Origin of the sequence: Streptomyces sp. NPDC020597 (assembly GCF_044335095.1) — a bacterium.
In the GTDB taxonomy this organism is placed as follows: domain Bacteria; phylum Actinomycetota; class Actinomycetes; order Streptomycetales; family Streptomycetaceae; genus Streptomyces.
In genome coordinates, this window is record NZ_JBIRUL010000014.1 from 198,250 (window position 1) to 211,885 (window position 13,636).

Genomic DNA, 13,636 nt, shown 5'->3' on the forward strand with positions numbered 1-13,636 from the left:
TCACGGGTCCGCCCTCGCTCCGCCCGACCGGAAACCGTCCGCATGCGTTCCGTGTCGCACAGTCACCGGTCACGGACGGCGCGAGGGGAGCCGCGCGGGACGAGATCGCCGCGTCGGCACGTGGCGCCCCGTGGCGAGTCGTGCATTCGTGCTGCGACGGATCCTTGACCCCGGGGCGGGATCTCCAGGATGCTGTGTTGCGTTACATGCGATGAGTGCCGCAATGAGAAACATCGACTCACGTCTCGGCCCCGTCGAGGAGGGGTCGTGCCTCGCGGGACCGGCGCGGTCGAGAAGGCCTTCGAGCGCATGCACCAAGGCGACGCACTGCGTTGCGTCGCGCTCCTGTGATGCCTGACGCATGATCCCCTACACCCCGGAGCGACGCCTCAGATGACTCGCAACGCACCTGTCGACGACCCCGGAGACGCCCGCCTGCGCGTCGGCCCCCCGAAGGAGTACGCCGCCGGCATCCCCGCGGTCACCTCCTCGCTCCGGCACGCCGGCGAGCAGATGGGAGCCCGCCGGGGCCTGCTCACCCTCCTGCGGGTCAACCAGAAGGAGGGCTTCGACTGCCCCGGCTGCGCCTGGCCCGAGCCGGAGCACCGCCACGCAGCGGAGTTCTGCGAGAACGGCGCCAAGGCGGTGGCCGAGGAGGCCACGGTGCGCCGGGTCACCCCGGACTTCTTCGCCCGGCACCCCCTGGAGGACCTGCTCCCCGCCAGCGACTACTGGCTCGGCCAGCAGGGCCGCCTCACCCACCCCGTGTACCGTGCGGCCGGCGACGACCGCTACCGGCCGATCTCCTGGGACGACGCGTTCGCCGTGATCGCCCGTGAACTCGCCGCGCTCGACCACCCCGGCCAGGCCGCCTTCTACACCTCCGGCCGGGCGAGCAACGAGGCCGCGTTCCTCTACCAGCTGTTCGTCCGGATGCTCGGCACCAACAACCTGCCGGACTGCTCCAACATGTGCCACGAGTCCAGCGGCTCGGCACTGACGGAGACCATCGGGATCGGCAAGGGAAGCGTCACCCTGGAAGATCTCCACGACGCCGACCTCATCCTCGTGGTCGGCCAGAACCCCGGCACCAACCATCCCCGGATGCTCTCCTCGCTGGAGACCGCCAAGCGCCGGGGCGCCCGGATCATCGCGGTCAACCCGCTCCCCGAGGCGGGGCTGCTGCGCTTCAAGAACCCGCAGCGACCCTCCGGCGTCCTCGGCGGCGGCACCCGTCTGGCCGACCGGTTCCTGCAGATCAGACTGGGCGGGGACCAGGCGCTGTTCCAGGCCTTCAACCGCATGCTGCTGGAGGCCGAGGACGAGGCCCCCGGCACCACTGTGGACACCCCCTTCATCGAGCGGTACACCCACGGCTTCCAGGAGTTCGCCGAGCACGCCCGCAAGGTGTCCTGGGAGGAGATCCTTACGGCGACCGGCCTGCCCGAGGAGGAGATCCGGGGCGCGTTCGACGACGTGCGGGGCGCCGAGAAGATCGTCGTCTGCTGGGCGATGGGCCTCACCCAGCACAAGCACTCGGTCCCCACCATCCGGGACGTCGTCAACTTCCTGCTGCTGCGCGGCAACATCGGCCGCCCCGGCGCCGGCCTCTGCCCGGTGCGCGGCCACTCCAACGTGCAGGGCGACCGCACGATGGGCATCTACGAGAAACCCGGCGACGCGTTCCTGGACGCGCTCGGCGCCGAGTTCGCCTTCACACCCCCGAGGCGCCACGGCCACGACGCGGTCGAGAGCATCCGCGCCATGCGCGACGGCGACGTACGGGTCTTCGTCGCCCTCGGCGGCAACTTCGTCGCCGCCGCCCCCGACACCGACCTCACCGAGCGAGCCCTGCGCAACTGCCGTCTCACCGTGCAGATCTCCACCAAGCTCAACCGCTCGCACGTGATCGCCGGTGAACAGGCGCTCATCCTCCCCTGTCTCGGCCGGACCGAGGCGGACCTGCGGCCCGCCGGGCCCCAGCAGGTCACCGTCGAGGACTCGATGGGCATGGTCCACCTCTCCCGAGGGCGTCTCGCCCCCGCCTCCGAGCACCTGCTGAGCGAGCCCGCGATCATCTGCCGCATGGCACGGGCCGCGCTCGGGGAGGCGGGCTCCCACGTGCCCTGGGAGGAGTTCGAGAGGGACTACGACAGCATTCGCGACCGCATCGCCCGCGTGATCCCCGGGTTCCAGGACTTCAACCTGCGGGTGCGACGGCCGGGCGGTTTCGCGCTGCCGCACCCGCCGCGCGACGAACGCCGGTTCACCACCGCCACGGGGCTGGCCAACTTCACCGCCAACCCGCTGGAGCGCCCCCATGTGCCGCCGGGCCGGCTGCTGCTCCAGACGCTCCGCTCCCACGACCAGTACAACACCACCGTCTACGGCCTGGACGACCGCTACCGCGGCATCCACCAGGGCCGCCGGGTCCTCTTCGTGCACCCCGACGACCTCGCCGACCGGGGCCTGGCCGACGGCGACCTCGTCGACATCGTCAGCGAGTACGACGACGGTGTGGAACGCAGGGCGCCGGCCTTCCGCGTGGTGTCCTATCCGACGCCCCGTGACTGCTGTGCCGCGTACTTCCCCGAGACCAATGTCCTCGTTCCCCTGGACTCCACGGCGGCGATCAGCAACACCCCCACCTCGAAGTCGATCGTCGTCCGCCTGGAACCGGCGCCCGGCGGCCCGCCCACGGGGACTTGAGCCCCGAGGAGGGGACAGCGCGGCTCCTCACCCCGCGGCCCGCCGTCCGTCCCCGTGGCGGTCCACCCCGGCCTTCGCCGTGGCGGGAGTCGCGCTCCCCGCTTCCGCCCCGGGAACTTCCGCCTGCCCTCTCCCGCGGTCGCCGCGAGTCGAGAGGGCAGGCTTGCGTTGTTTCATGTGAGGTGAGTTTTTGATAACGCAACGCCCCGGGAGCCCGAGAGGGGCCTCTGAACTCCTTGACAAGGGTTCTGGGCGACTCCAGACTGATGTTGCGCTTACCGCAAACCGTTTCGTTATACGCACCCGAGGTGTCATGATGATTCCCGCGTGCCGTCTCGCGGATCTCCCGCGAGGCGAGGCCTTCCGGCTCGACGTCGACCCGCCTGTCTCGGTGTTCCACACCGACGACGGCGAACTCTTCGCCATCGACGACACCTGCACCCACCAGGACGCCTCGCTCGCCGACGGCTGGCTGGAGGGCTGCGAGGTGGAATGCCCGCTGCATGCCTCCAAGTTCGACCTGCGCACCGGCGCGGTCGACTCTCCGCCGGCCAAGCTGCCGGTCCGGACGCACGAGGTCGTCGTCGAGAACGACATGATCTACGTCCGGGTCTCCACGGAGGCGCCCAACCTGCCGCCCTGCATCTCCGCCCGGCTCGCCGGGGGTCCCGCGTGAGAACCGTCGCCGTGGTCGGCGCCTCCCTCGCCGGCCTGTCGGCGGCCCGCTCGCTGCGCAAACAGGGCTTCGACGGACGCTTGGTCGTCATAGGGGACGAACTCCACCGCCCCTACGACCGGCCCCCGCTGTCCAAGGAGTTCCTCGCCGGCACCCTCGGCGAGGCCGAACTCGCCCTGGAGGCGGAGGGCGAGGACCTGGCGGCGGAGTGGCTGCTCGGCGCCCGCGCCACCGGGCTCGACCACGCCACGCGCACGGTCCGACTCGCCGACGGGCGTGAGGTGCGCGCCGACGGCTTCGTCATCGCCACCGGCGCCGTGGCGCGCACCCTGCCCGGCTCCGCCGGTCTCGCAGGAGTGCACACCCTGCGCACCCTGGACGACGCCCGCGCCCTGCGGGACGAACTGAGCCGCGGGGGAAGGCTGGTCGTGATCGGCGGCGGTTTCATCGGCGCCGAGGTCGCCTCCACCGCGTACGCCCTCGGTCTCGACGTGACCGTCGTGGAAGCGGCCCCGACCCCGCTCGCCGGGCCGCTCGGCGCGACCATGGGCGCCGTCGTGTCCGGCCTCCACACCGACCACGGCGTGCGGCTGTTGTGCGGCGTCGGCGTCAAGGGGCTCAGCGGGGAACGCCGGGTCGACGCCGTCCTGCTGGAGGACGGCCGAAGCGTCCCCGCCGACATCGTCGTCGTCGGAGTCGGGGCACACCCGTGCGTCGAGTGGCTGGAAGGTTCCGGCATCGCCCTCGACAACGGCGTGAAGTGCGGCGCGGACGGCCGTACGAGCCTTGCCGGCGTCGTCGCGGTCGGCGACTGCGCCAACTGGTACGACCCCCGGGCCGGCCACCACCGCCGCGTGGAGCACTGGACCGGCGCGCGCGAGCGACCGGAGGCCGCCGTCGCCACCCTGCTGGCCGCAGGTGCGGTCGAGCCCGGCGTGCCCAGGCCGCCCTACTTCTGGTCCGACCAGTACGGCGTCCGCATCCAGTTCGCCGGCCACGCGGCCGAGGCCGACAGCGTCACCGTCGAGGCGGGCGCGGCTGACGACCGCGACGTCCTCGCCGTCTACCGGCGCGACGGTCGGCCGGTCGCCGTGCTCGGCATGAACCAGCCGCGGCTGTTCATGCGGGCGCGCAAGCAGCTGGCCGCCACGACGCCTTGACACCGCCCCGGTGTCACCCCATGCTGCGGTTGCCCACAGCGCGAAGTGTTGCTCCATGCACAACGCCGTTCGGAGTCGTTCCTCCCGGCGTCCGAATGCCCCCTCCGCGACGTTCCCCGAGGAGTGCCCCGTGACCTCGACCAGCCTGCCCGACAGCCTGATCGCCACTCTTCCCGGCTCCTCCTACACCGATCCCCAGGTCTTCGCCCAGGAACAGGAGCGCATCTTCGAGACGATGTGGTTCTGCGTCGCCCGGGCCTCGGAGCTGGCGAAGCCCGGCGCCTTCCGCACGGTCGACGTGGGCCGCGAGAGCATCCTCGTCACCCGGGCGCGCGACCACTCCGTGCGCGCGTACTTCAACGTCTGCCGGCACCGCGGGGCCAAGCTGTGCACCGAGGAGTCGGGCGAGGTCAAGCGGGCCTTCCAATGCCCGTACCACGCCTGGACGTACGGCCTGGACGGCAAGCTCGTCGCCGCGCCGAACCTGACCAAGATGCCTGATGTGGGCCGGACCGAGTACGGCCTGGTGAGCGTCGCCGTGCGGGAATGGCTCGGCTATGTCTGGGTCTGCCTCGCGGAGAACCCGCCCTCCTTCGAGGAGGACGTCATCGGCGAGGTCGTCACCCGCCTCGGCGACGTCGAGTCGATCGAGCGCTACGACGTCGACAACCTGTCGGTGGGGCGTCGGATCACGTACGACGTGAAGGCGAACTGGAAGCTCATCATCGAGAACTTCATGGAGTGCTACCACTGCGCCACGATCCACCCCGAACTGACCGAGGTCCTGCCGGAGTTCGCCGACGGCTACGCCGCGCAGTACTACGTGGGGCACGGCGCGGAGTTCGGCGAGCAGGTCCAGGGGTTCACCGTGGACGGCTCGGAGGGCCTGGACCGCATCCCCGGCGTGGCGGAAGAGCAGGACCGGCGCTACTACGCGATCACCGTCCGGCCGCAGGTCTTCATCAACCTCGTGCCGGACCATGTGATCTTCCACCGGATGTACCCGGTGGCTGCGGACCGCACGATCGTCGAGTGCGACTGGCTCTACCTGCCGCACGTCGTGGAGAGCGGCAAGGACGTCAGCCGGTCCGTCGAGCTCTTCGACCGGGTCAACCGGCAGGACTTCGACGCCTGTGAGCGCACCCAGCCCGGGATGAGCTCGCGGATGTACGCCAAGGGCGGTGTGCTGGTGCCGAGCGAACACCACATCGGCGCGTTCCATGACTGGGTGAACGAGCGCCTCGGCGGTCGCCAGGGGTGAATCAGCCCAGGAAACCCATGCGGTGACTGATCTCGGCGGCGCCCTTGACCAGCACCGGTGACATCTCGTGCAGACGCTCCTCGGTGAACCGGTAGGAGGGTCCGGAGGCGCTGAGGGCGGCGATGACCTCGCCGTCCCGGTTGCGCACCGGCGCGGCCATGGCGTGCAGACCGATCTCCAACTCCTCCAGGGTGAAGGCGTAACCCTGCTCCCGGGCGGCGACGAGGTTGTTCTCCAGCTTCGTCTTCGCGGTGATGGTGTGCGGGGTGACCTTTTTCATGCCCGCGGCCGTCAGCAGCGTGGCGCGCTCCTTGGCCGGCAGGTGCGCGAGCAGGATCTTGCCGCTCGAGGTGGCGTGCAGCGGGGTCAGCTGACCCACCCAGTTGTGCGCGGTGACGGCACCCGGCCCGCGTACCTGGTAAAGGTTGATCGCGTACTGCTCCTGCATCACGGCGATGTTGACGGTCTCGCCGATCTCCTCGGCCAGGCGTTCGCACACGGGACGGCCCTGCTGCGTGATGTCGATACGGCCGGTGACCGCGCCGGCGAGGCGCACGATGCCGAAACCGAGGCGGTACTTGCCGCGTTCGCCGGCCTGCTCGACCAGGCCGCGCGCCTCCAGGGCTCCGAGGAGACGGAAGGCCGTGGACTTGTGCACCTCGATCTCGGCCGCCACCTCGCTGACACCGGCCTCGCCACGCTGCGCGAGGATCTCCAGGACGCTGATGGCGCGGTCGACCGACTGCACTCCGCCGGTGGGCGGATTCGACGTTTCTGTGTCAAGGCTGTAGTTGCTCACAGTGCAACTATACGCGCAGTAAACAACACACTTGCAAGCGACCGCCCTGAAGCGAAGCAATATAAGTTGCGTCGTTCGCAACCTGGTGCGTATAGCGCGACCGGGTCTAGCATGCCACGCATATCTACGGCGCGAGTGAGACGAGGCACCATGGCTCCTGTGCAGTACGACTTCGTGATCGTCGGCGGTGGTTCCGCGGGCAGTGCACTGGCAAACAGGCTGTCCGCCGACCCGGCGAACCGGGTCCTGGTCCTGGAAGCGGGCCGGTCGGACTTTCCGTGGGACGTCTTCATCCACATGCCGGCGGCGCTGACCTATCCGATCGGCAGCCGGTTCTACGACTGGAAGTACGAGTCCGAGCCGGAGCCGCACATGGGCGGGCGGCGCGTCTACCACGCGCGCGGCAAGGTGCTGGGCGGCTCCAGCAGCATCAACGGCATGATCTTCCAGCGCGGCAACCCCATGGACTACGAGCGCTGGGCCGCCGATCCCGGGATGGAGACCTGGGACTACGCGCACTGCCTGCCCTACTTCCGGCGAATGGAGAACTGCCTCGCGGCCGACCCCGACGACGAGTTCCGCGGCCACGACGGCCCCCTCGTCCTCGAACGCGGCCCGGCCTCCAACCCGTTGTTCGGCGCCTTCCTCAAGGCCACCGAGGAAGCCGGGTACGCCCCCACGGACGACGTCAACGGCTACCGTCAGGAGGGCTTCGCCAAGTTCGACCGCAACGTCCACCGCGGCCGCCGGCTCTCGGCCTCCAAGGCCTACCTCAAGCCCGTGCGCAAGCGCCCCAACCTCACCGTCCGCACCCGCTCGCTCGTCACCCGCGTCCTCTTCGAGGGCAAGAAGGCCGTCGGCGTCGAGTACCGGCGCGGCAGGGGCGCCCTGCAGCAGGTCCGCGCCAAGGAGGTCATCCTCTGCGGCGGCGCGATCAACTCCCCGCAGCTGCTGCAGCTCTCCGGCGTCGGCAACGCGGAGGAACTGCGCGCCCTCGGCATCGACGTCGTCCACGACCTGCCGGGCGTCGGCGAGAACATGCAGGACCATCTGGAGGTGTACATCCAGTACGCCTGCGAGCAGCCCGTCTCCATGCAGCCGTACCTCGCGAAGTGGCGCGCCCCCTTCATCGGGCTGCAGTGGCTCTTCCGCAGGGGACCGGCGGCCACCAACCACTTCGAGGCCGGCGGGTTCGCCCGCAGCAACGAGGACGTGGACTACCCCAACCTGATGTTCCACTTCCTGCCGATCGCGGTCCGCTACGACGGTTCCGTACCGGCCGGCGGCCATGGCTACCAGGTGCACGTGGGCCCCATGTACTCCGACGCCATCGGCTCGGTGAAGATCAAGAGCAGGGACCCGAGGGAACACCCGGCCCTGCGCTTCAACTACCTCTCCACCGAGCAGGACCGCCGCGAGTGGGTCGAGGCGATCCGGGTGGCCCGCAACCTCCTCAACCAGCCCGCGCTCGCCCCCTACAACGGCGGGGAGATCTCCCCCGGACCGTCCGTCGAGACGGACGAGGAGATCCTCGCCTGGGTCGCCAAGGACGGCGAGACCGCACTGCACCCGTCCTGCACCTGCAAGATGGGCACCGACGACATGTCCGTCGTGGACCCCACGAGCATGCGCGTGCACGGCGTGGAGGGACTGCGGGTGGTGGACGCCTCGGTCATGCCGTACGTCACCAACGGCAACATCTACGCCCCCGTGATGATGATCGCCGAGAAGGCCGCCGACCTCATCCTCGGCAAGAAGCCGCCGGCCCCGTCGAAGGCCGCGTACTACCGCCACCGCGACATGCAGAAGCAGGCGGAGTAGACGTTGGCCGCCCCAGGGCTGCACGCGCTGCTGAGGACGGTCCGCTACGAGGTGCTGCCGGCGAGGACTACCGAGGAGAAGGTCCTCGCTCACGTCCCGCGCGACGTCGTCGTCACCGTGACGGCGTCACCGGTCAAGGGCCTGGAACCGACCCTCGACCTCGCCGGCCGGCTGGCCGCGCACGGCTACCGTACGGTCCCGCACGTCCCCGCCCGGCTCCTGCGCGACGACGTCCACCTCAAGGACGTCGTCGACCGGCTGCGCGAGGCGGGCGTGGACGACGTGTTCGTCCCGGCGGGTGACGCCGACCCGCCGGCCGGGTCCTACGACGGGGCGCTGCCGGTGCTCCGCCGGCTGAGCGAGCTGGGCGGGCCGTTCGCCCGGGTCGGGGTCACCGGCTACCCGGAGAGCCACCCGCTCATCCACGACGACGTCACCGTCCAGGCGATGTGGGACAAGCGCGAGCACGCCACGTACATCGTGAGCAACCTCTGCTTCGACCCACGGGTGCTGGGCGGGTGGCTCGCGCGCATCAGGCGCCGGGACGTGACCCTGCCGGTCCATGTGGGCGTCGCGGGGCCCGTGCAGCGGGCCAAGCTGCTGTCCATGGCGACGAGGATCGGCGTGGGGGAGTCGGCCCGCTTCCTGACCCGGCACCCCTCGTGGTTCGTGCGCTTCGCGGCGCCCGGCGGCTACGCGCCGGAGAAGTTGCTCACCCGCACGCGGAACGCCCTCACCGACCCCTCGTCCGGGGTGGCGGGGCTGCACCTGTTCACCTTCAACCAGATCGCGGAGACGGAGCGGTGGCGTCGGGCGCTGCTGGAGCGTCTGAAGGGCTGAGCGCACCGCTCACGCGTTCGCCGGTGGCCGGACGCGGAACGCCGGACGGGCTCTCGGCCCGTCCGGCGTTGCGGCGTTCGTATACGGACGCGGTGCCGCTCAGCGGAAGACGACCGTGCGGTTGCCCTCGACCATCACACGGTTCTCGCTGTGCCACTTCACGGCGTGCGCGAGCACCTGGGCCTCCACGTCACGGCCGACCGTGACGAGCTCGCCCGGGTCCAGCGAGTGGTCCACCCGCACCACGTCCTGCTCGATGATCTGGCCCTCGTCCAGGTCCGACGTCACGTAGTGGGCCGTCGCGCCGACGAGCTTCACCCCGCGGTCGTAGGCCTGGTCGTAGGGCCGAGCGCCCTTGAAGCTGGGGAGGAAGGAGTGGTGGATGTTGATGGCGCGCCCGTCCAGCTCCTTGCAGAGGTCGTCGGAGAGGATCTGCATGTAGCGGGCCAGCACCACCAGGTCGATGTCCAGCTCGCGGACGAGCTCGAGCAGCCGGGCCTCGGCCTCGGGCTTGGTGTCCCGGGTCACCGGGACGTGGTGGAACGGGACGTTGTACGTCTGCGCGAGCTTCTCGAACTCCCGGTGGTTGGAGACGATCGCGGGGATCTCGATGTTGAGCGCGCCCGCCCGCTGGCGGAAGAGCAGGTCGTTCAGACAGTGCCCGAACTTGGACACCATGATGAGCGTCCGAGTCGGCGTGGAGGCGTCGCTGAGGGACCACGAGATGCCGTAGGCCTGGGCGACGGGGCCGAAGCGGTACCGCAGTCCCTCCAGGTCGACGCTGGGGTCGGAGACGTCGAAGTGGACCCGCATGAAGAACCGGCCCTGAAGTCGGTCGTCGAACTGCTGGCTTTCCAGGATGTTGCCGGAGTTCCTGACGAGAAAGCCGCTCACGGCGTGAACCAGCCCTGCACTGTCGGGGCAGGAAAGCGTCAGGACGAACTCACGGCCGGGTTGCGGTCGGGGGGACATGGGCGGCCTCCGTTGGTGCGCATTGCACAACATGGTGAGCGATACGCAACATGGTCGGCTCGGTGACGCCTGCGGTCAAGAGTGGGCGGGCAAGTGACCGCATGGCCAAATCGTCATCCGTCAACGTCTTGACGTGTGTCGGGTCAGCCGACAATGTGTTCCATCACAAGCAATTGGATGCACGATGCGCAACGAAGTTCTCTTGAAAGGCTCGGGGCGTGGCAGACCTGTATGTGAATGGCGAATGGCGGGCCCCGCTGGCCGGCGGGCATCGGGAGATCCGATGTCCTTCTGACGGGACGCTCGCGGCGACCGTCTCGGAGGGGACGCGGGCCGACACCGAGGCGGCGATCACTGCGGCCCGGGAGGCCTTCGACTCCGGCCCCTGGCCGGACGCCCCCGAGCGGGAGCGCGGCGCACTGCTGCTGCGCACCGCCGACATCATCGAGCGCGACGCCAAGAGCTTCGCCCGCGCGGAGTCGATGGACACCGGCAAGCGAGTGGTGGAGAGCGAGTACGACATCGCCGACGTCGTCTCCTGCTTCCGATACTACGGAGGTCTCGCGGGAACCGACGCGGGCCGAGTGATCGACACCGGCCGTGACGACGCGGTCAGCCGGGTCGTGTATGAGCCGGTCGGCGTGTGCGCGCTGATCACCCCCTGGAACTACCCTCTCCTGCAAGCCAGCTGGAAGGTCGCCCCGGCCCTTCTGGCCGGCAACACGATCGTCCTCAAGCCCAGCGAGCTGACCCCCTCCACCTCGATCCTGTTGATGAGGGCCCTGGAGGAGGCCGGGCTGCCGGCCGGCGCCGCCAATCTGGTGCTGGGCGCCGGTCCCGAGGTGGGCGCCCCGCTCTCCGAGGACCCGCGCGTGGACATGGTCTCCTTCACCGGCGGGCTGGACACCGGCAGGCGCATCATGGCCACCGCCGCCGCGTCCGTGAAGAAGGTCGCGCTGGAACTGGGCGGCAAGAACCCCAACGTCGTCTTCGCCGACGCCGACTTCGAGACGGCCGTGGACTTCGCCCTCACCGCGGTCTTCCTGCACTCGGGCCAGGTCTGCTCGGCCGGGGCCCGGCTGATCGTCGAGGACTCCCTGCACGATCGCTTCGTCGACGAGGTCGTCCGCCGCGCCCGGCTCATCCGGCTCGGCGGACCCTATGACACCGAGGCCGAGACCGGGGCGCTGATCTCCGCGCAGCACCGGGAGAAGGTCGAGGCGTACGTCGCCTCCGGCCTCGCCGAGGGCGCCGTGCTGCGCTGCGGCGGCGCCCGCCCCGACGACCCCGCTCTGGCGGACGGCCACTACTACCTGCCCACCGTGCTCGACGAGTGCCGACAGGACATGCGCGTCGTGCACGAGGAGTCCTTCGGGCCCGTGCTCACCGTGGAGCGCTTCACCGACGAGGACGACGCCGTACGCATCGCCAACGACACCGAGTACGGGTTGGCCGGCGCCGTGTGGACGCAGGACGCCGGCAAGGCCCAGCGGGTCGCCCGGCGGCTGCGGCACGGCACCGTCTGGATCAACGACTACCACCCCTATGTGCCGCAGGCGGAGTGGGGCGGTTTCGGTCGTTCGGGTGTGGGTCGGGAGTTGGGGCCGTCCGGCTTGAACGAGTATCGCGAGCCCAAGCACATCTGGCAGAACATCCGTCCCCGGCCGCAGCGCTGGTTCAGCGGCTGAACGCCGAAGGAAGGTCGAACATGACCACCCAGACCGAGGTGCCGCAGCGGCGCGGCACGCCCCAGGACTCGGGTCCCACCCCGGTCATCTCCGTGCGCAGCCTGTGGAAGGTGTTCGGGCCGAAGGCCGACCGGGTGCCGCAGTCCGAGGAGCTGTGCGGGCTCACCCGCCGGGAGCTGATGGACCGCACCGGCTGCACCGCCGCCGTGCGCGACGTGCACTTCGACGTCTCGCCCGGCGAGGTCTTCGTCGTCATGGGCCTGTCCGGCTCCGGCAAGTCCACGCTGGTGCGATGTCTGACCCGGCTGATCGAACCCACCGCGGGCGAGGTCGTATTCGAGGGCGAGGACATCCGCCAGGCCGACGACAGGCGTCTGCGCGATCTGCGCCGCCGCAAGTTCTCCATGGTCTTCCAGCACTTCGGACTGCTGCCGCACCGCCGGGTCGTCGACAACGTGGCCTTCGGGCTGGAGATCCGCGGCATGGGCAGGGCCGAACGCGTCAGGCGGGCCCAGGAGGTCGTCGAACTGGTCGGCCTCGCCGGCTACGAGAAGTCCTACCCCGACCAGCTCTCCGGCGGTATGCAGCAGCGTGTGGGCCTGGCCCGCGCGCTGGCCGGCGACCCGGACGTGCTCTTCTTCGACGAGCCGTTCTCCGCGCTCGACCCGCTGATCCGCCGCGACATGCAGAACGAGGTCATCCGGCTGCACCACGAGGTCGGCAAGACGATGGTCTTCATCACCCACGATCTCTCCGAGGCCCTCAAGCTGGGCGACCGCATCCTGATCATGCGCGACGGCAAGATGGTCCAGTGCGGCACCGGCGACGAGTTGGTGGGGGCCCCGGCCGACGACTACGTGCGCGAGTTCGTCAAGGACGTGCCGCGCGGCGACGTCCTCACCCTGCGATGGATCATGCGGCCGCCGACGGACGGCGACGCCCTGGACGGACCCGAGCTGGGACCGGACGTCGTGGTCAAGGAGGCCACCCGCGCGGTGCTCGCCGCCGACAAGCCCGTCAAGGTCGTCGAGAACGGCAAGCTGCTCGGCATCGTCGGCGACGAGGAGATCCTCGCCGTGGTCGCCGGACAGGAAGGCGGCGCCCGATGACCGTCGTCGTGGAGAAGGCCGAGCCGCCGGGCGGGCCGGAGAAGACCCGGCCCGCCGAGCAGCCCGCCCCGGCCGCGGAACCCCGCCGGATCGGCCGCTCCATGGTGCTCGGCGCGATCCTGGTGGTCTGGCTGGTGTTGTTCGCCGTCCTGCGCGGCAGGCAGACCCTCACGCTCGGCGCGGCGGACCTGACCGATCTGCACCGGTGGTTCAACGACGTCAACGACTCGATCGGCGCGAACCGCAACTCCAATCCGCTGTTCTTGTACTTCTTCAACGAGATCCGTCTGGTCATCGACGCGCTGGCGGCGTTCGTGCAGGAGTTGATCTCGCAGCCTTCCGCGGGGCGGCCGCTTCCGCAGATCGGCTGGCTCGGCGTCGTCGGCATCGCGGGCTACGTCTCCTGGGCCTTCGGCAACTGGCGGGTGGCGGTGCTGGCGGTGGCCGGCTTCGCCTTCCTCGGCCTGCAGGGTCTGTGGCAGGAGAGCATGGACACCCTGGCGCTTACCGTCTCCGCGGTCCTGGTGGCGCTGCTGTTCGGGATCCCGCTGGGTGTGTGGGCGGGGCTGTCCGACCGGGTCAACCGGATCGCCACGCCCCT

10 protein-coding genes and 1 pseudogene are annotated in these 13,636 nt (G+C 70.0%); 9 read left to right on the top strand and 2 right to left on the bottom strand.

Annotated features, from left to right (window positions below; all coding sequences use genetic code 11):
* The first annotated feature begins 393 nt into the window (after window positions 1-393).
* The 4 genes from ACH4ZA_RS24520 (at window position 394) to ACH4ZA_RS24535 (ending at window position 5,806) form a co-directional block, all read left to right on the top strand.
* A complete protein-coding gene (locus ACH4ZA_RS24520) occupies window positions 394-2,709 on the top strand; it encodes an FdhF/YdeP family oxidoreductase (protein WP_398431624.1) in 2,316 nt (771 codons plus the stop codon).
* 313 nt (window positions 2,710-3,022) lie between these two features.
* Complete coding sequence (locus ACH4ZA_RS24525; protein WP_398431625.1) at window positions 3,023-3,385, top strand: bifunctional 3-phenylpropionate/cinnamic acid dioxygenase ferredoxin subunit; 363 nt, start codon at window positions 3,023-3,025, stop codon at window positions 3,383-3,385.
* Window positions 3,382-4,545, top strand: coding sequence for an NAD(P)/FAD-dependent oxidoreductase (locus ACH4ZA_RS24530; RefSeq protein WP_398431626.1), 1,164 nt, complete (start codon window positions 3,382-3,384; stop codon window positions 4,543-4,545). Before ACH4ZA_RS24525 ends, ACH4ZA_RS24530 begins: the two co-directional genes overlap by 4 nt.
* Window positions 4,546-4,675: 130 nt before the next feature.
* The gene (locus tag ACH4ZA_RS24535) at window positions 4,676-5,806 is read left to right on the top strand and encodes an aromatic ring-hydroxylating dioxygenase subunit alpha (protein ID WP_398431627.1); all 1,131 of its coding nucleotides are present in this window, start codon (window positions 4,676-4,678) and stop codon (window positions 5,804-5,806) included.
* A 1-nt stretch (window position 5,807) separates the two neighbouring features.
* Here the strand turns inward: ACH4ZA_RS24535 and ACH4ZA_RS24540 are convergent, their stop codons facing one another.
* The gene (locus ACH4ZA_RS24540) at window positions 5,808-6,554 is read right to left on the bottom strand and encodes an IclR family transcriptional regulator (protein ID WP_398431641.1); all 747 of its coding nucleotides are present in this window, start codon (window positions 6,552-6,554) and stop codon (window positions 5,808-5,810) included.
* A gap of 201 nt (window positions 6,555-6,755) precedes the next feature.
* Between ACH4ZA_RS24540 and betA the strand changes: the two genes are divergently transcribed.
* Together betA and ACH4ZA_RS24550 are read left to right on the top strand one after the other, a co-directional pair.
* Complete coding sequence (gene betA / locus ACH4ZA_RS24545) at window positions 6,756-8,426, top strand: choline dehydrogenase (protein ID WP_398431628.1); 1,671 nt, start codon at window positions 6,756-6,758, stop codon at window positions 8,424-8,426.
* Window positions 8,427-8,429: 3 nt separating this feature from the next.
* Window positions 8,430-9,266, top strand: a complete 837-nt coding sequence (locus tag ACH4ZA_RS24550) for a 5,10-methylenetetrahydrofolate reductase (protein WP_398431629.1) — start codon at window positions 8,430-8,432, stop codon at window positions 9,264-9,266.
* 99 nt (window positions 9,267-9,365) lie between these two features.
* Here ACH4ZA_RS24550 and purU read toward each other — a convergent pair whose 3' ends face one another.
* Window positions 9,366-10,238, bottom strand: coding sequence for a formyltetrahydrofolate deformylase (gene purU / locus ACH4ZA_RS24555; RefSeq protein WP_398431630.1), 873 nt, complete (start codon window positions 10,236-10,238; stop codon window positions 9,366-9,368).
* 218 nt (window positions 10,239-10,456) lie between these two features.
* Here purU and ACH4ZA_RS24560 point away from each other — a divergent pair, with 218 nt between their 5' ends.
* From ACH4ZA_RS24560 to ACH4ZA_RS24570, 3 genes and pseudogenes are all read left to right on the top strand, one after another.
* Window positions 10,457-11,926 carry an aldehyde dehydrogenase family protein gene (locus ACH4ZA_RS24560; RefSeq protein ID WP_398431631.1) on the top strand — a complete coding sequence of 490 codons (1,470 nt, stop codon included), beginning with the start codon at window positions 10,457-10,459 and terminating at the stop codon, window positions 11,924-11,926.
* Between the two features lie 20 nt (window positions 11,927-11,946).
* Window positions 11,947-13,035: a glycine betaine/L-proline ABC transporter ATP-binding protein gene (locus tag ACH4ZA_RS24565; RefSeq protein ID WP_398431632.1), complete on the top strand. Its 1,089-nt coding sequence runs from the start codon at window positions 11,947-11,949 to the stop codon at window positions 13,033-13,035.
* A pseudogene (locus tag ACH4ZA_RS24570) lies at window positions 13,032-13,636 on the top strand (ABC transporter permease); the annotation flags it as partial. The gene ACH4ZA_RS24565 and the pseudogene ACH4ZA_RS24570, both read left to right, overlap by 4 nt.

Excerpts from the sequence above, each read along its gene's own strand:
- ACH4ZA_RS24520 (WP_398431624.1), top strand. The coding sequence starts at position 394 with ATGACTCGCAACGCACCTGTCGACGACCCCGGAGACGCCCGCCTGCGC.
- ACH4ZA_RS24525 (WP_398431625.1), top strand. The coding sequence starts at position 3,023 with ATGATGATTCCCGCGTGCCGTCTCGCGGATCTCCCGCGAGGCGAGGCC.
- betA (WP_398431628.1), top strand. The coding sequence starts at position 6,756 with ATGGCTCCTGTGCAGTACGACTTCGTGATCGTCGGCGGTGGTTCCGCG.
- purU (WP_398431630.1), bottom strand. The coding sequence starts at position 10,238 with ATGTCCCCCCGACCGCAACCCGGCCGTGAGTTCGTCCTGACGCTTTCC.
- ACH4ZA_RS24565 (WP_398431632.1), top strand. The coding sequence starts at position 11,947 with ATGACCACCCAGACCGAGGTGCCGCAGCGGCGCGGCACGCCCCAGGAC.